The organism is Paenibacillus sp. QJM3NY_38 (assembly GCF_056173265.1).
Genome location: NZ_CM149665.1, coordinates 7,163,541 through 7,180,990, shown reverse-complemented (window position 1 = coordinate 7,180,990; position 17,450 = coordinate 7,163,541). Strand labels below are relative to the sequence as shown.

12 protein-coding genes and 1 pseudogene are annotated in these 17,450 nt (G+C 48.7%); 7 read left to right on the top strand and 6 right to left on the bottom strand.

Annotation, left to right across the window (positions count from 1 at the left end):
- Positions 1-140: 140 nt before the first annotated feature.
- From AC0VZ8_RS33320 to AC0VZ8_RS33310, 3 genes are all read right to left on the bottom strand, one after another.
- Complete coding sequence (locus tag AC0VZ8_RS33320; RefSeq protein WP_475485640.1) at positions 141-1,034, bottom strand: lysostaphin resistance A-like protein; 894 nt, start codon at positions 1,032-1,034, stop codon at positions 141-143.
- Between the two features lie 153 nt (positions 1,035-1,187).
- Positions 1,188-1,832: a response regulator transcription factor gene (locus tag AC0VZ8_RS33315; protein ID WP_071219385.1), complete on the bottom strand. Its 645-nt coding sequence runs from the start codon at positions 1,830-1,832 to the stop codon at positions 1,188-1,190.
- Complete coding sequence (locus AC0VZ8_RS33310) at positions 1,819-2,994, bottom strand: sensor histidine kinase (protein WP_475485639.1); 1,176 nt, start codon at positions 2,992-2,994, stop codon at positions 1,819-1,821. Before AC0VZ8_RS33310 ends, AC0VZ8_RS33315 begins: the two co-directional genes overlap by 14 nt.
- A 569-nt stretch (positions 2,995-3,563) precedes the next feature.
- Here AC0VZ8_RS33310 and AC0VZ8_RS33305 point away from each other — a divergent pair.
- Together AC0VZ8_RS33305 and srtB are read left to right on the top strand one after the other, a co-directional pair.
- Positions 3,564-9,668 (top strand): DUF7601 domain-containing protein, encoded by a 6,105-nt coding sequence (locus tag AC0VZ8_RS33305; RefSeq protein WP_475485638.1) that lies wholly within the window; start codon positions 3,564-3,566, stop codon positions 9,666-9,668.
- A gap of 19 nt (positions 9,669-9,687) precedes the next feature.
- Positions 9,688-10,467, top strand: coding sequence for a class B sortase (gene srtB / locus AC0VZ8_RS33300; protein WP_475485637.1), 780 nt, complete (start codon positions 9,688-9,690; stop codon positions 10,465-10,467).
- 100 nt (positions 10,468-10,567) lie between these two features.
- Here srtB and AC0VZ8_RS33295 read toward each other — a convergent pair whose 3' ends face one another.
- The 3 genes from AC0VZ8_RS33295 to AC0VZ8_RS33285 form a co-directional block, all read right to left on the bottom strand.
- Positions 10,568-11,521 (bottom strand): aldo/keto reductase, encoded by a 954-nt coding sequence (locus AC0VZ8_RS33295; RefSeq protein ID WP_475487802.1) that lies wholly within the window; start codon positions 11,519-11,521, stop codon positions 10,568-10,570.
- A 102-nt stretch (positions 11,522-11,623) separates the two neighbouring features.
- A complete protein-coding gene (locus tag AC0VZ8_RS33290) occupies positions 11,624-12,442 on the bottom strand; it encodes a helix-turn-helix transcriptional regulator (protein WP_475485636.1) in 819 nt (272 codons plus the stop codon).
- Positions 12,443-12,703: 261 nt separating this feature from the next.
- The gene (locus tag AC0VZ8_RS33285; protein ID WP_475485635.1) at positions 12,704-13,144 is read right to left on the bottom strand and encodes a MarR family winged helix-turn-helix transcriptional regulator; all 441 of its coding nucleotides are present in this window, start codon (positions 13,142-13,144) and stop codon (positions 12,704-12,706) included.
- Positions 13,145-13,334: 190 nt separating this feature from the next.
- Between AC0VZ8_RS33285 and AC0VZ8_RS33280 the strand changes: the two genes are divergently transcribed.
- The 5 genes and pseudogenes from AC0VZ8_RS33280 to AC0VZ8_RS33260 all read left to right on the top strand — a co-directional run bounded on the left by AC0VZ8_RS33280 (position 13,335) and on the right by AC0VZ8_RS33260 (position 17,412).
- Positions 13,335-14,255, top strand: coding sequence for an alpha/beta hydrolase family protein (locus AC0VZ8_RS33280; protein ID WP_475485634.1), 921 nt, complete (start codon positions 13,335-13,337; stop codon positions 14,253-14,255).
- A gap of 563 nt (positions 14,256-14,818) precedes the next feature.
- Positions 14,819-14,947, top strand: a pseudogene (locus tag AC0VZ8_RS33275) (MerR family DNA-binding transcriptional regulator); the annotation flags it as partial.
- A 106-nt stretch (positions 14,948-15,053) separates the two neighbouring features.
- On the top strand, positions 15,054-15,506 hold the full coding sequence (locus AC0VZ8_RS33270) for an SRPBCC family protein (protein WP_475485633.1): 453 nt from the start codon (positions 15,054-15,056) through the stop codon (positions 15,504-15,506).
- Between the two features lie 140 nt (positions 15,507-15,646).
- Complete coding sequence (locus tag AC0VZ8_RS33265) at positions 15,647-16,318, top strand: response regulator transcription factor (protein ID WP_475485632.1); 672 nt, start codon at positions 15,647-15,649, stop codon at positions 16,316-16,318.
- A complete protein-coding gene (locus AC0VZ8_RS33260; RefSeq protein ID WP_475485631.1) occupies positions 16,306-17,412 on the top strand; it encodes a HAMP domain-containing sensor histidine kinase in 1,107 nt (368 codons plus the stop codon). Before AC0VZ8_RS33265 ends, AC0VZ8_RS33260 begins: the two co-directional genes overlap by 13 nt.
- Positions 17,413-17,450: the final 38 nt, after the last annotated feature.

Genomic DNA, 17,450 nt, shown 5'->3' with positions numbered 1-17,450 from the left:
TATGTATTGGGCAGTTTCATGAAATGAGTCCGGTATTTATACCGGGCTCATTTCGATTTATGTCTGCAAGTTATTTATATTGGTGGGTACAGCGTCCTTTCTAGATCTGAAATTTATTTAGGAGGGATCAGGTCAGTTGTTTACTTTGATACAGGAAGGTTCCGGGCCTCAACCCTTCGATAACGTGCAGCCCCAATTAGCATTGGAATGGAGATCAGAAGACTGATTACAACCGGAACAATGGAACCTTCAAGTCCAAAATCGCCCCCTGTGAGAAGTGCGGCACCGTTCACCTCTACAGTAAATAGACCGGGAGCTGAGTGTCCGGAAACAGGAATGCCTAGCACTCCTTCAATGGCATTCCATGCAAAATGCAGCCCCATGGCAAACCATAAGTTCCGCCGCCACAGGAAGGCCGCTCCGAGCAGAACACCTGCTTCCAGGGCTATGGCGAACCCGCTCCATAATGTTGCCCCTGGATTGCCAAGATGGGCAATTCCAAAGAATAGTGAGGTCACGGCGAGTGCGAGCGGTTTCCCTCCCAATTTATCAATGGCTTGAAACATAAGTCCACGAAAGATAAGTTCCTCGATAATGGCTGCTCCTAAAGCTGCTCCAATGGAGGATATTATAACAGAACCCGCATTCGCAGAACTTGCCCACTGAAAGGAGTACCCTCCCAGAGCCATAATAATAATAGCGGACCCTGCGATAAAGATTGTCCCGGTAAGTACGCCAAGGACAGCTTCAATCCCTGCGCGTTGTCTAGCTATCTCTGGAGTGGAACGCCGGGCCAGGTATCTCAGCGTGAGCTTATAGACCAAGATGGCCAGAAATCCCATCACTAGTGTAGAAATAAGGGAAACCATCCCCTCTGCTCGCTCTGTCAGCTGTCGGAACAACGTATCGATAAGAACAATACTGATAGCTCCCACAAGCATCCAGACGATTGGAAAACGCCAAAATGAACTCCAAGCACTTAACTTCCTGCCATTCTGCAGCAGCTCTTTATTTTTAGACATTTTTTTCTTCATGTCTTTCATCGCCTCCTCTGTTGTTAGATGCTATGAGTATAGGCTGAAAAAGTCATAAAGAGACAGTGCGCTTTTGTCATAATTTATTCTATGGCTATATTCATAAAAAGCCGGCAACCCTAATAGGTTACCAGCTTCTTGGGGATCGGCTTTTTAATGATCCATAAATCCCGAATCTCGGGCTTTACGGGCGGCCTCCCGCCTTCCTTTCACATTCAGCTTCGAATAAATCGTGGAGATATAATTTTTGACCGTCCCTTCACTAAGATACAGCGCCTCGGCAATGTCTTGATTACGCAGGCCAGCAGCCAGCTTATGCAGCACTTCGACTTCACGGGCAGTGAGCCCAAATTCATTATTTTTCGCAGGGGTGGTATTGTTCATGTTCTTGATCATTTTACTCGCCATTTCCTGCGAAATTAAGGTCCCTCCCGCATGGACCACCCGTATGCCTGCAGCCAGGTCTCTGGGATGAATGGCTTTGAGTAGATATCCTTCTGCTCCATAGCTTAAAGCCGCTAACACATGTTCTACTTCCTTATGGGAGGTCAGCATGATGATTTTGGTTGCAGGTATCCGCTCTTTAATCAGGGCCGTTGCAGCGACGCCGTCCATGACAGGCATGTTGACATCCATCAACACAATATCCGGCATAAACTGCTCGCAGCCCTTTATGGCTTCTTCGCCATCCTTGGCTAAACCGACAATTTCCAAATCCGGTTCCATGGACAACACGATATGTAAGCTCTCGAGAATTAACTCTTGATCATCAGCCAGCAGCACTTTAATCTTCACCATACGGCATCACTCCTTTCAGCGGAATCTCGCATCGGACTTCGGTTATCACTGGAGTTCCCTCCACAGATGATAGGTGTAGGCTGCCTCCCAACCGCTCAACCCGATGTTTCATCGTGGTCAAGCCGAAACCATAATTTAGCTTGTCGATCGGTTTGCCGTTATTTCGAATGGACAATTGCAGATGGCTCTCAGAAAATCTAAGCTCCAGATGCAGTTGAGACGCCTTTCCATGTTTTAGTGCATTTGTAAAGGACTCCTGGATAACCCGAAGGATCGCTTGCCGTACCTCAAAACGTATGGAGCACTCTGTCTCCGGCAGACTCCATGTCAGGGCCGTACCCGTGTGCTCCCGGAAACGGACCACTAGGGATTCAACCTGTCGGATCAGACTGGATTCCTCTTCTTCCCCCATCTCGTGTACGATGTTCCTCATTTCGTCCAGATTTTTCTCTGCCAATGTTCTTAAGCGAATTAACCGATCTTTGGCTTCGGCAGGCTTGCTATCCATAAGGGCAATAGAAGCATCGAGGCTCAGAATGAGTGAGATAAAGGAATGCCCCAGTGTATCATGAAGCTCTTTGGACATGCGGTTGCGCTCTTCAAGCAAAGTCATTTTCTCGATCTCGGCCGAGTAGTGAGTTAACAGTTTATTTTGATGCTCCACTTCGGCTGCCAGTTTATTCTTCTGATCATACGCATTGGCTACGAAGCTTGCCCACATACCAATGAAGCAGAACAGCAGATTGTCTGTTCCGATACTTAGGGTTTGCTCCCAAGATAATCTTAGGAAAGACTGAAAGGAAAAGGGAATAAAAACAAGTAAGGGAATGATCCAAAGGGTTTGCTTAGTCAATAAGTACCCCATTGTAAGACTCGGCAGCAAATAGTCCGCTTTTGAAGTCAGATCCGGATGAATGACAGAATTCACATAATAAGAACCGCCAAGCAATAGCTCCAGTATGCAAAACCAGACCTTGTTCATCCGGCGCCCAGGAAACCAGAACAGCAAAGGGACGACAAAAGCTATGCTCAGCCAGATCACGTTTAATAATGTTCGGTTCGAAAACTCACTTACTGCCAGAACCCGGGACAACAGCAAAATATAATGGTATGAACGAAGAGCGAATATACCCCAATCCATGAAAGATAATATTCTTTTCATAACATCATCATACAGGAAATCTAAAAAACTTGGGTGAAGATTCAAAAGAAGGTTGCATCGATTCATATCGAAGGAAGACGAAAGAAGGTCGACATTTACGTGAGGCTTTTTTTAAGGCTTCTTTTGATCCAGTTTAGGAGGCACCCATTTAGGTGGCCATTATTTTCGCCGATTGCTCCGTTAAGGTGAACCGTGTCATAAGTAATGGCAAGTTTTTTTGTGGCTATCCTTGCGGGTACCTCCGTTCTGATAACTGAGATCGCTTCAGGAATACTCCCTCCCTCATGATAACTCTCCCAATCTATTATTGAGATTTGTAAAGAGAAGGTAAATCTTCACGTTGTAGAGATTTTGTAGAGATTAGGTTTTTAAACTATGAGAAAGATAGTGTGGAAATCAGGACTAAGGTAGGAGGTGTAAAGGAGGGGAACTCCGCAAGATTTCGATGATGCAAAGGGCTGCCGGGATCAAGCAAATAGAAGATGTCTATCCGGTTGAGTTTTATCGGGTCGATGATCTTACTATCGCTAAAAATTTCAGCAGTTTCGGGAATGGAGGAGAAATGGATCTTGAAACGAAAACGCAGCATAGGTAAAGCAATACTCTCTTTCTGCCTGGCAATTATGCTTGTCTTGCAGACAGTGGCGTTCTCTGTCACGGGGTATGCGGATAGCGCGCCAAGCGATTCCGGGGCGGCGACCGTTAGCGAAGCCGATTCGCCGAGCGCGGACGAACCGCCGTCAGTAACTAAGGCGGTGTACGATGTGCCGAATAATTTCTTAGTGATGGCAGCAGCACCGACGGATAAAACGGCGGTGTTTATGAATGCTAATTCAACCTTTCCGCTGGAAGTGAAGCAGGGAAATGCTGTTATTGATCCAAACGGAATTATCCAGGGTAGACAGCAATTCACGCTCAAGTCGGAAGGTCTCAAGGTACCAGTCAACGGTGATGACGCTAATCCGACAAATGCGAATCCCGACCTATACATTCAGAAGGGTGACTGGATCGAGCTAAGAAGGGATGACTACTTCAAGGAAGTGGGGCTGCCGACAGCTACTAAAACCCTGAATGCACTGACTGATTCAGGCATGAAACAGCTCGGCACCGCCTATTTCACGCCGAATAGCATCAGGATTGTATTTGATGGTGATGATGGGTTTTTCAATGGTATTGGACGAGCGGTTACCTTCGGCTTTGAAACCACTGCCAATTCGGATGTAACGGGCATGAATTACGGCGATACGAAGCCTATCAGTATCTTTGGTGGTGCTTATCAGCTAGAGAACCCAAACATAACACCCGCTTACGCAATTAATATGAGATCGATGAGTAACAATCAGCCAGACTACTGGAGATATAGCCGGGGCAATACGGAGATTAAGAGGTCCGATTTTCTAGAGGGTGTTATCCAATGGAAGGCGGATGTTTCCGCTAGTGACAAGGATGATGTTACAATTCCAGTGCCGCTTGACGGGACGATGTTTTCAAATGATTTAACCAACGTTGGCGTTTATGTAGAAAATTCCCTTCAGGTACTGGATTCTGTAGGGAATCCTGTGTCTGCAACGCCGATTTACAGTGGCGGTAGGTTGAACTATACATTCCCTGCCGGCTTCGGTGACAAGGCAACGATCACCTTCAAGACTTGGATTCCTAAGAAGGCGTATTACTACGAGTACAGGGATACGGAATGGGGCAATCGTCAAATCATCTATAACTTTTCACAACTGTATGACAGTACGGATCAAGAATTGGTGAATAGTAAGAAAGCCTACCCTGAAGACAATGGGTGGGGTGTTGGCATCAAACCTGACTGGATTCAAGCCAGCGCCTCGTATGACCATCCTAATGAAACAATCACATGGAAAGTCACTGTTAACCAATATAATAAAAAAGGGTTAAAGGACTTTACTATCACAAATGTATTACCTGCTGGACTGGACTTTATATCAGCTGAATGGCAGACATGGGTGGATGGCGCTTCATCTGGAGGAACACCAATTACACCAGATACGAACGGCGTTTATTCCCTTGGGGATATTAATGGTGAAGTAGAATTAGTGATTAAGAGCAAGGTAACAAGCGGCTCAAGTTTCAAAATCGAGCCACGTGCCAACTGGAATTTGGATACACCAGGCGGTATTCAGAACAATGATGTAACTTCCGGAAAATATCCTGTTGCCGTGACTGATGAAGCAACTGTCACCGTCGGGGCTCACACTTTTACAAAAACAGGCTCTATTTCGATGGAGGATTATAACCTGGGCGGCATTACATGGACCGTTAATCTAACACCACAGTATGCCCTGCCAAATGCGGCGGTATATGATGTACTCGTGCATGGCGGAGATTTGAACGTCTTGGATAGCGCAGTGGATGCAACCGATGAGGTAAGTCCGGAAACCATTGCAAAAATAAAAGCGAATGTAACCACAGCACAGCTGTGGAAGAAGTATGATACTGGAACCTTGAAGGGTGTGAACAATGCAACCGGCTTGACCTTGGATGCTATTCCTTTAACCGTGAACGGTGAAGTGGTAGCGGATTTGATTAAGGTGACTGGATACAACACCGACAAAGCTACATCCTTTAGCTTCCGTGCAATTGAAACAGATCCAAGCTTTCTATTTAAGCAAGATATTAATGTAGGAAAAGGGAAAACGAATCGAGCATTATTGTTTGATGGTGAAACTGTAAAACCTGCACAAAATACAACGAATCTTCACTCTCGTATGCTGAACAAAGATATGCTCTTTGCGTCGAAGCCATTGAAAGCAGATGGTACACCTGAAAATGTTAACCCGAATAATGTTAGCAGTTACATTAGAAACGATAACAATGAAGCATGGACGATTTCTGCCTATGACAGGACAACCAAGACGGTCACATTCCGTTTAGGTGTAAATATGCCTGGATATAACACAGAAGAAATGGCTAAGGACGGCGGTAATCGAGTCATTAGCAATATCAAACTAGTGGACACACTGCCCGAGGGCTGGGAATTTGTTCCGTTTTCTGAAGCTAAGGACTTTGAGCTTTGGAAAGGGTTTTCGGACAATGGTTCAGGTACAGAATATGGTGTTAGAAACGATGCTAAAACACTTATTGAACCAAGTGCTAGTGCTCATGTAGTAAGTTTTTCCCATAGTGGAAACGTGGGAACTTTCACCTTTTCTAAATTGGAAAGTCCTTATGTCATTTTGGTAAAGGCAAGACCATCCAATGCGGCATTAGAGGAATATTTAGAGGAATACACCACCAACGGCACAGACAAGCAGGTGCTTTATAACAAAGCCGATCTTCACATGACATGGGGTAGCGAGGAAAAGGTCGTCACAGAACAACGTAAGATTATTGTACCTATTCAGACCCTGGGCAAGTTGGTAACTAAGCCAGTTCCAGGGGTGCTGGAATGGACGGTGAACTATACCCCGCCATTCAACATGGAACAGGGCGTGTTTCTACAGGATACGATAGGTGCCAACATGAACCTTCGATATGAAGAAAACGGAAAGCTTGTGCTGACAGCGCCTAGTATGGCAGTCTATCCTGCTAAACTGTCTGCTAGCGGTGCTCTGGAAAGAGAGGGCGCAGCGCTGGACCTCAGCGACCCGAATGGTGAAATTCAGGTGGAAGCCAAACCGGGTGCTGATGGCAAGACGATCCTAACCATTAAGATGGACGACCCGAACCAGTTCTACCAGTTTGTGTACCAGACTGAGGTGGACAATACCAAAGCAAAAGCTGGCGACAAGATGGGCAACGAGGTTAAGCTGGTGGGCGATGACAAGCTAAAATCTGTCAGCGCCACGAGCGAAAGCACTCTTGATAATTCAGATGTAGCCGGCAGTTCAAGTTCCAATGCTCTATTACCATTGAAAAAGGTTGATCCTGACGGTAAGTTGCTGCAGGGTGTACAGTTTACACTGTATAAGAAGAGCGATGGAACGAAAGTTGCAGAAGGAACAACCGATAGCGGAGGGAAACTCAATCTGCTGTTCCCGGATCCGGGTTATTACGAGCTGAAGGAAACCTACATTGATCTGAATACCTGGCTGCCGATCACCCATGTGTATCAAGTATATGTAGGAAACACGCCAGGGAAGCCTATCTGGGTAGATGGCGTAAAAGTAACCTCTGATAATCCGCTAGTCGTGCCCACACCGGCCCAAGGTAAGCTGACCATCAGCAATAAGGTGGAAGGCAACGGCAGCGATCCGGACAAAGAGTTCGAGTACACCGTGACCTTCACCGGCGAAGGCAAGGACGGAGAGTACACCTATAAGAAGCCAGATAATACGTATGGCAAGATCAAGAGCGGAGACAAGATTACCCTGAAGCACGGGGAATCTGTGACGCTCCCGACATTGCCTGCGGATCTGGTCTATACCGTAACCGAGGCAGATTATACGACTGTTGACGGTTATACAACTGTGCCGGGGACGCGTGAACTCTCTGACAAAGTCGTGTATAAAGGCGACCACAAGGCGGATTTCGTCAACAAGCGATACGTTAGCAATCTGACGATCAGCAATACGGTCATGGGCAATGGCGGCGACAAGACGAAGGCGTTCGAGTACACTGTCATCTTTGAAGAAGCAGGCAAGGATGGAAGCTACGCGTATACGAAGTCGGATGGCGCGACGAGTACACCGGGCACGATCAAATCGGGTGAATCCTTCACACTCAAACATGGAGAGACACTGGATATTTTGGGTCTGCCTATTGGTCTGAAATACACAGTTACCGAGAAGGACTACACCGCCGACGAATACGTGACCAACCCTGAGGAACGGTATTATACCGGAGTCATGGAAGGCAACGACGAAAACGCCCCGTTCACGAACGTGCGAGTCATCGAAGGCGGCCTGCTCATCAGCAACACGGTTAAAGGCAAAGACGACGACAAGTCGAAGCCGTTCCAGTACACGCTCACCTTTACAGGCGAGGGATCGGACAAATCCTACGCCTATGAGAAGTCGGACGGCAGCAAGGGAACGATTACGAGAGGAGACACCTTCGAGCTTACCGACGGCCAGACGATCGTTATAGAAGGTCTTCCGACGTATCTCAAGTATACGGTGACCCAGGATGATTATACGAAAGACGGCTATGTGACGGATCCTGAAAGTCTCGTTCGCACAGGTACCATTCCGGAGAAAAGAGTGGCTGAAGCGCACTTTGTCAATACCCGCCCGTATCTGGAAGGCGTACTGCGTGACAACAACACAGGAGAAGTCATTCCGAGCGCGGAAATCATCGTGACGAACAAGAAGAACAACGAACAGCAGACGGTTTGGACGAATGAGCAGGGTGAATATTTCGTCCCTGCCGAGGCGGATACCGACTATACGATCACGTATACGAAGGTGTATCGGGTAGGCGGGAAGGATGTTCCTGTCGAGTTCACGCAAAAAGCAAAAGTAGACGGCAGCGTGACGGATGAGATCGTTCCGGCGGACATTACGGCGGTAGGGATCGTTCTGTTCAAGCAGTTGGATGGAACAACAGCGCTATTCAACAATTCGTTTGCCAGCCAGATGCATATCTATTTGAAGGACAAGGACGGCAATTATATTCAGGAGAACGGTCGTCCCAAGGCGTTTCCGATGGCTTCCAACGGAACCTTCTCCGTGGAAGGGCTAAGCGAGCAGAAGTACACCATGGAAGTTCGCTATAAAGCCGAGACCGGCGAAGAATTGCTCCTCAAAGTGACGCAACTGGACGTGAAGGCTAACGGAGAGCTGAATATTTCCGAGGAATTGGTCGACCCTTACGGTACGGTTTATGATGAAACGACAGGAGATGCTAACACTGGCAAGAAAATTGCCGGAGCCAAAGTTACACTGTATTATGCGGATACGAAGCGGAATAGAGATAACGGCCGTATTCCGGATACGAAAGTAACGCTTCCTTCAGTTCCGAATTTTGCTCCGCACGACAACAAGAGCCCGGAGCAAGATAGCGACGCAAATGGCTTCTATGCGTACATGGTGTTTCCTGAAGCGGATTATTATCTGATCGTCACGAAGGACGGATACGAGACGCACAGAAGTGATACGATTTCTGTCGATTTTGACATTGTAAGATACGACGTGCCAATGAAGCCGATAAACACCGGCGGCGGACCGGGCCCTGTTAACCCAACACCAGAGCCGGAGAATCCGGGCCCTGGTAACCCAGCACCAGAGCCGGAGAATCCGGGCCCTGTTAACCCAGCACCAGAGCCGGAGAACCCAGGTCCTGTCAGCCCAGCACCAGAGCCGGAGAACCCAGGTCCTGTCAGCCCAGCACCAGAGCCGGAGAACCCAGGTCCTGTCAGCCCAGCACCAGAGCCGGAGAATCCAGGCCCTGTCAACCCAGCACCAGAGCCGGAGAACCCAGGTCCTGTCAACCCAGCACCAGAGCCGGAGAACCCAGGCCCTGTTCCTGACCAACCTGGCTCCGAGCCTGGCAACGTCAACAATGGGAATAACAACATCGACAACGTGCCTGATGTCAGCGACTTAGCCGATAAGGGTGCGGGCAATGGAAATAACGAACTGGACGATGCTCCGGAAACCGGAGACAACAGCGTATCGCCAATCTTCTATATGGCTTTGGCGCTGATGTCCTTGATGACAATCGGGTTCTGTCTACTCGGTAACAAGAAGAAAAAGCACATCCAATGATCGGAAAGGCGGTAAGAAAATGAGCAAAACCAAAAAAATTCTTATCGCCGTTTCTTTCCTTGTGTTGGTATTTTCTCTCGTCAATGTTGCGAGAATTTTCCTGCGGGATTATGCTGAGAAGCAGAAAATCGAAGAGCTGGCAACAGCTTGGGAGGAAGGATCGGACAAAGGCGGAGGGGCTGCATCCCCCTCCGTTTTGTTCAATAAGGCGAATGAGCCGGTCATGCTTCCCGAATTTCGAGAACTTTACGAGAGGAACTCGGACATCGTCGGCTGGCTGAAGATGGACGGCACCCGAATTGAGTACCCGGTCATGCAGAATCCACAGGATGCGGAGTACTACCTCAATCATGATTTCGATAAAAAGGAAAACAAAGGCGGCCTCCCTTTTATGGACGCGCATAGCCGGACCAAAGGTTCGGACATTATGCTGATTCATGGGCATCACATGAAAAGCGGCTGGATGTTTAAAGATTTAATGAAGTACAAGGAAGAAAGCTTTTATAAAGAGCATGCAACGTTCCAGTTCAGCACGCTTTACGAAAAGGAAGAGTATGAGATTGTTGCCGTTATTCTGTCAAAAGTTTATCGCAAATCGGACAACGTTTTTAAATACTACCAGATTGAGAATGTAAGCACGCCCGCCGAGTTCGAATCGTATGTTCAGAACATCAAAAAACTCGCTCTTTATGACACGGGCGTAACAGCCCGGTATGGCGACAAGCTTATTGTATTGTCCACGTGCGAGTACTCGACCGAAAACGGCCGGTTAGCGGTGGTCGCCAGAAAACGTTCATGACGATGTTGAAATACAGAGTGAAGCTGTTTTATATCGCGTTCTCCTTTGGAGGACGTGATTTTTTTAGGCTTTATTCTGACGCAGAAAGGGCGGATGCTTGTCAGAAGGCGCCGAATCGGCTACCTGCGGCCACGTCCTTGGGGGATATACGTTCAATCTCCGCCAGATCGTCAGCTGACAGCGTCACTTGCAGCGCTCCAAGGTTCTCTTGCACGCGGTCCAATCGTTTCGTTCCCGGAATCGGCACGATTTGCTCGCCTTGTGCCAGGAGCCAGGCTAGACTCAATTGGGCGGGAGTGCAGCCTTTTTGAGAGGCCATTTTCTCGATCAAGGAGACCACCTCAACATTCTTGGCGAAGTTCTCGCCTTGGAATCGCGGGTAATAGCGCCGATAGTCGTCTTCCGGCAAATCCTCAAATTTCTTGATCTGGCCGGTCAGGAAGCCGCGGCCAAGCGGGCTGTAAGGGACTAGACCGATACCCAGCTCCTTAAGAACCGGGAGAACTTCGTCCTCCACTTCCCTGCTCCATAGGGAATATTCGGTTTCGACTGCGGTTAAGGGATGTACCGCATGAGCCCGTCGGATAATATCGACTGGCGCCTCCGACAATCCGATGTATCGAATCTTCCCTTGCTTTACGAGGTCAGACATCGTGCCGACTGTTTCCTCGATAGGGGTATTGGGGTCGGGGCGATGCTGATAATAGAGATCAATGTAATCCAGTCCCAGACAGTAGAGGCTGGCATCAACGGATTTCTTGATGTAGGCGGGATCCCCTTTCGGACCTTGACCATGTGTAATTCCGAATTTGGTGGCGATAACGGCCTCATCGCGCCGAGCTTTAAGTGCACGTCCGACAAGCTTCTCATTTCCCCCAAACCGCCCGAGCATGTATTCCGTCCCATAAAGGTCGGCTGTATCAAACATCGTCACGCCCATGTCCAATGCTCCCTGAATCGTACGCACGGATTCGTCGTTGTCAGGCATCATCATCGTCCCGAGGCTGATGGCCGACACTTCAAGTCCTTCTTCTCCTAGTTTTCTTTGCTGCAGCATAGGTACCCCTCATTTCTGGCGTTAGGATTATTCGAATATGAGCCCATTCTAATCGATCCTTACCAAGGCAACCACACAACGTTTTTACTAGTAAAAATATTAACGGTCAGAACCCGGATCCTCTGTAGCCGGGGTGTAAATGCAGATGTGGATATCCGGGCGGTCAGACAAATTCACCAAGGAATGGATATCATAAGCAACAGGTTGATGGGTACCGGGGGGCTGCAAAACAATCCGATTGACCTTTTTGAGTTGAACATCGTATTGTCCCCACAATCGATCGAATTCGGGGCTGTTCTGAGTAAGATGCTCTACTGCCGTCTCAAACCAAGGATCATCGCGGTGTTTATCGTAATAAGTTCGGAACACGCCCACCGAATATCTCGAGAATTCTTCTATATTCACGATGCGATTGCGCATTTCCGTATCTTCGAACAACAAACGCATGAAATAACGATCTTGGACAGGAATGGAAGCAAAGTCGGTGAACGTCTTCTGAGCTGCCTTGTTCCAAGCTAGCACTTCGCTTCTCTCATTGGTGATGTGAGAGGGGTATGTCAATTGATCTATAATCTTCTGCATATGCGGATCTACGACGGCTGGGCCCGCAAAAGGCGTCTCGAATGCATGCGGGTTCCAGAGCTGATATAAATGACTCTTCTCGGCTGGAGATAATCGGAGTGCTTGGGCGATGCTGTCGACCACATCTTTAGACGGAGTTAAATCTCGCCCTTGTTCCAGCCACGTATAGTAGGTGACGCTCACGCCCGCTAGTAAGGAGACTTCCTCGCGCCGCAGTCCGGGCGTCTTCCGTTGTCCGCTCGCGAACTCCAGGCCCGCATCCTCCGGTGAAAGTCGTTCTCTGCGTGATTTGAGAAACGCTCCCATTGCTTTTGCTTTGCTGTTAGTCACAGTCATAGATCGATCACCACCTGAATGTTGGGTATTGAGCTTCATTTGATAACAAATAATCGCTGTAGAACTACGATAATATTTTACTATATATAGACTCTCGATGTGGTTGATGAAGGTGTTGCAAAAATAATCGGGAATAAAAGCTTAACTGTCGCCAAGGCGAAGTATATGGATAAAAAAAGAAAGAACTCTCCGCGTCTGGAGAGTTCTGTTAATTGAGTACGATTGACTTATCCACTGAAGGAATGACATCAAAAAACGGGGTCACGGCCTAGGTGGCTTACCAGACGCGGAAGACCCTGTTTTTGTACTCTCCGCAAGCCTGGTAATCGACTCAATGTCTTGATCAGTTAAATGATCAAGGAAATATTTGCGTATTGCCTTGGAAACTATGGGACGGGCACCATCCAATGCCGCTTCTCCAACGGATGTGATGATGACTTGAACACCGCGATCCGTGTCTAACGGTTTCCTCATCACAAGTCCGCGTTTTTCCATCCGCGTCAGATGGTGTGACAGTCGACTCTTGTCCCAGTCCATCGAGTCGGCCAATTCCTGTTGGCGAAGGTTGCCATTCCCCAAAAGGGCTAACCGATCCAATACCCCATAATCACCCTCTGACAGTCCAGTCTGCTCAGACATCTCTTTTATTACGCGACCGAAGATGCTCTGAAAGGAGCCTTTCCACATATGCCATATTCGCATTTCCTCTTGGTTTAGCTCGTTCTTGTTCATAGGAACATCATAGCATGGTTGACGCGTCAACTACAATATGCTACAGTTGACCTAGGTTGACGCGTCAACCTAAATACCGGTTTTATTTCAGGAACCTGCTTGACCGCTTCCTCTCCGTAACGGTCTGGCTAAATCTTTTTCCAAGAAAGGAACATTTATTATGAAAATTAAAATTAGTGTGCCTGCTCCAGTCGTTTCGGTGAAGCCGGTAGTCCTATCAGCCCCGGGCCGTGGCGAAGATCTGCAAGTGCGAGTGTCTGCGCCCGCCATAGGGAATAAATTGCCTATTATCGTTTTCTCGCACGGCTTTGGCTGGTCGTTGGACGGCTACGGTCCGTTGGCCGACTACTGGGCTGCTCACGGCTTCGTGGTCATTCAACCTACCCATCTTGACTCGAGGAGGCTGAACCTTCCTCCTGAAGATCCCCGTACGCCACGGATCTGGCGTTTCCGAGTTGAGGACATGAAGCGCATCCTCGACCAGCTTGATCACCTTGAAGCCTCCGTCCCCGGTCTCAGTGGACGCCTCGATCGAAGCCGTATCGCCGCAGCCGGACACTCCTGGGGAGGCCAGACGGTGAGCATGCTGCTCGGCGCACGAGTCCTCGATACCCACGGCGAGCCGGGAGAGGATATGTCCGACTCAAGAATCAAGGCGGGCGTGCTGCTTGCCACGACTGGCAAGGGTGGTGCTGACTTGAGTCCGTTCGCGGCAGAGCACTTCCCCTTCATGAACCCGAGCTTCGCCGAGATGAGCACGCCGACCCTCGTGGTAGCGGGAGATCATGACCAGTCCCAACTGTCCACTCGGGGGCCGGACTGGTTCACCGACCCGTACTTCCTGAGCCCAGGCAGCAAGAGCCTGCTCACCCTCTTCGGAGCCGAGCACTCGCTTGGCGGGATCCCCGGCTACAGCGTCGCGGAGACGACGGACGAGAGCCCCGAACGAGTCGCCTTGATCCAGCAGATCACGTTGGCCTATCTTCGAAATGAGCTCGGCCTCGACGATTCCAGCTGGCAGGCAGCTCGCGCGGCTCTAGAAGAGAGCGACATCCAGCTGGGGCGCATCGAGTCCAAATAAGGGACTGACGTTCGCATCGACCCGTCAGGCCCGCCCTTATAGCAGCCGTGGATGAAGAGGAACGTCGGTGGCGTATACGGTCATTGAAGGACATGCTCAAAGGAAATGCCAGAAAAGAAGTCGTTACCAGATAGATTGTTAAATATTTTTAACAATATAACGGAGGAGCTGCCGCAGCAGCTCCTTTCGCAATTTTATGATGATAGGCTCATTAAGCTGAGCCAGATTATGAATAATGCGACATGGCTCCCACAATACCCATGTCTCTGTCTCCTCAGGTTACATTCAAACTTTTGCTGCGCATGTACTCAGTCATTCCACTTAGAGGGGATTTCATCTTTAGGAAGTCGATGTGCTGCGCGACCAGCCGTTATCGCGGGTGCTCTCGTTGCGAGCTTGTAGTGACATTGTATGTCGCTGTCATAAGCTTGGACCAATAGCTTGTGTTCAAAAATTAGAGAACAAAAAAATTCTGGCAGAGCGCCTCGATTTTACTTGAACCTTACGTAACGTAACGTTTTACAATAGAGCTACCGGTACATAGCTAGCGCCAAAGAGTGGGGATGGTTCAGAAGCGACATTGGAAGGTCGGGCGCCTTGCCAAGCTGACGAGGCTTACCGTACGAACCTTGCGGTTTTATGATCAAATCGGGTGGTTCACTCCGTTGGGACAAACGGAATCCGGCCACAGGCCAAGGTGCTTTCTTTGACGAACATGATACGCCGGAAATACGAGAGCACGGTACATACAACATGTTGGACACACTGAGCATGATAGTAGAAGGGGAGGTAAGAACATTGATATTAGGTGAAAATGAACTTATGGCTTCACGCGAGTACGATGTCTCACAGGAGCTTGTGTTTCGGGCATGGACAACCCCAGATTTATTAGCAAAGTGGTGGGGACCGAAAGGCTTTAAGAATACGTTTCACGAGTGCGATATGAGGCCGGGAGGTACGTGGAAGTTCACCATGCACGGACCGGATGGCGTGGATTATCCTAACCATAATGTCTTTGTTGAGTTCGTGCCGACGGAGCGGGTCGTGATTGATCATCTAAACGTTCACGAATTTCGGGTAACGGCTACCTTCGAGGACATCGATGGCCGGACCAAGGTCACCTTCCGTCAACGTTTCAAGAAAAAAGAGGAGTTTGAAAAAGCTAAGCGCATCTGCATAGAAGCTAATGAACAGCAGCTTGACCGGCTTGGCAAGGTGCTGGCGGAACTGGCCGATAGCTTTGTAAAGTGATCTCTGCATTTACCCAAAAAGGCTGCTACATAAGTAGTGACTCTAAAATTGTCGCCGTTCACGATCCCTGCCGGGAATCGGACGGCGATTTTTGTTATGCTGGATCCAGAGAAGTTGATAGGGGAGGCGGACAGGGCAAGATGAAAAAGATACTGATCGTAGATGATGAAGCCGATCTTCGCAAACTGCTCACGGATTACTTTGAAATAAACGGGTATTTTGTGATGAAGGCGAAGGATGGTAGTGAGGCGCTGCGGCAAATAGAGAATCAACCGGATCTTGTGTTGCTGGATATTAATATGCCGGAGCTTGACGGTCTGGAATTATGCAGGGAAATCCGGCATTTTGTGTCCTGTCCGATCCTGTTTCTAACCGCCCGCGGCGAGGATGCGGATAAAATATCGGGATTTCAGGCCGGAGGGGATGACTATATAGCCAAACCGTTCAGTCTTCATGAGCTGGGCGCGAGGGTAGAGGCACATTTGCGCAGGGAGATGCGAAGCCAAACGAAAACGTCCGTAAGGTTTAGCGAAGATTTGGCCATTGATTATTCGGCTCGCGCGCTTTACATCCACGATGTACAAATTCCCTTGGCCAAAAAAGAGTTCGATATTATAGAGCTATTGTCCATGCATCCCGGAATGGTGTTCGACAAAGAGCGTATTTTTGAAAAAGTGTGGGGACTGGACGGCGAAGGCGACAGCGCCGTAATAGCGGAGCATATCAGGCGAATTCGTATCAAATTGAAAGAGTATGGCAGCGGCGACAGGATTGAAACGGTATGGGGAGTGGGTTACAAATGGCGAAAATGATAAACTGGCTGAGCCTGAAGCGGTTAACCTTGCTGCAATCGTTCATCCTATTATGCTGCCTTACGCTCATCGCCGTTCTAGTCGTCATCACATTGGAGTTTAGATGGGCGGAAAGTATACGGTTGCGGTTTGCCGGCTATTCTTCCGTGAACGATTGGTTGCTGCCTTCCCTCGTTGCGGTTGTCCTGTTAACGGTTGCCGTCGGCATCGTCCTGATGGGCAGCTTGTTTTATCGGTGGAAACTGAAAAAACCGCTTGAGATCCTGATGCAGGCATCGGAGAAAATTTCGGCGAACGATTTGGGATTTCATATTTCTTACGACAGCCGGGATGAGATGGGGGAATTATGCCGTGTATTTGAGAACATGCGCGGTCAGTTGGAGAAAAACCACCAAACGCTTTGGCGATCGGTCGAGGAACGGAAACAACTTAACGCTATTTTTGCCCATGATCTGAGAACGCCCCTATCCCTTCTGAAAGGGTACTCCGAGTTTCTGACCGCTTACTTGCCGGAGCGCAAGATATCCGAGGAGAAACTCTTGGACACGATTCAAACAATGCAGGCGCATATCGTCCGTCTTGAAAGCTACACGGAGGCGATGAATTCTATTCAGAAGCTGGAGGATATGCCGGTACAGAGCCGTAGGATTGAAACGGATGAACTCATCTCCTTGCTGAATGACAGCGCGCGCCAAGTTACCGGACGAAATGGTAAGACTTTCGGTTCATCCATTGCCGCGGAAGCGAACGAAATAACCGTCGATGTCCATTTGGCGATGCAGGTTTTTGAGAATTTGATCGTAAATGCAGCGCGATATGCCTCTAGTCACGTAAGCGTTCATTATAACGTCGGCAAGGGCTTCTTTTCTATAACCGTCGCGGATGACGGCGCAGGTTTTTCCGAAGTGGCGCTCCGCAAGGCCGTACTTCCTTTTTATCGAGGAGAGGTATGGGATGCCAATGAACATCACGGACTGGGGCTTTACATTTGCAAAGTTCTTTGCGAAAAGCATGAGGGTAGTCTGCAGGTAGCCAACGGCCTCCATGGCGGTGGAAACGTAACGGCAAGTTTTTTGTACGGAGTTGATAAATAGTTGAAAAAGATCGATTAGCATTTTCCTTAACATGAATT

Coding starts and splice junctions, on each gene's coding strand:
- AC0VZ8_RS33315 (WP_071219385.1), bottom strand. CDS start 1,832: ATGGTGAAGATTAAAGTGCTGCTGGCTGATGATCAAGAGTTAATTCTC.
- srtB (WP_475485637.1), top strand. CDS start 9,688: ATGAGCAAAACCAAAAAAATTCTTATCGCCGTTTCTTTCCTTGTGTTG.
- AC0VZ8_RS33320 (WP_475485640.1), bottom strand. CDS start 1,034: ATGAAGAAAAAAATGTCTAAAAATAAAGAGCTGCTGCAGAATGGCAGG.
- AC0VZ8_RS33280 (WP_475485634.1), top strand. CDS start 13,335: ATGAAAATTAAAATTAGTGTGCCTGCTCCAGTCGTTTCGGTGAAGCCG.
- AC0VZ8_RS33260 (WP_475485631.1), top strand. CDS start 16,306: ATGGCGAAAATGATAAACTGGCTGAGCCTGAAGCGGTTAACCTTGCTG.
- AC0VZ8_RS33285 (WP_475485635.1), bottom strand. CDS start 13,144: ATGCGAATATGGCATATGTGGAAAGGCTCCTTTCAGAGCATCTTCGGT.
- AC0VZ8_RS33290 (WP_475485636.1), bottom strand. CDS start 12,442: ATGACTGTGACTAACAGCAAAGCAAAAGCAATGGGAGCGTTTCTCAAA.
- AC0VZ8_RS33310 (WP_475485639.1), bottom strand. CDS start 2,994: ATGAAAAGAATATTATCTTTCATGGATTGGGGTATATTCGCTCTTCGT.
- AC0VZ8_RS33265 (WP_475485632.1), top strand. CDS start 15,647: ATGAAAAAGATACTGATCGTAGATGATGAAGCCGATCTTCGCAAACTG.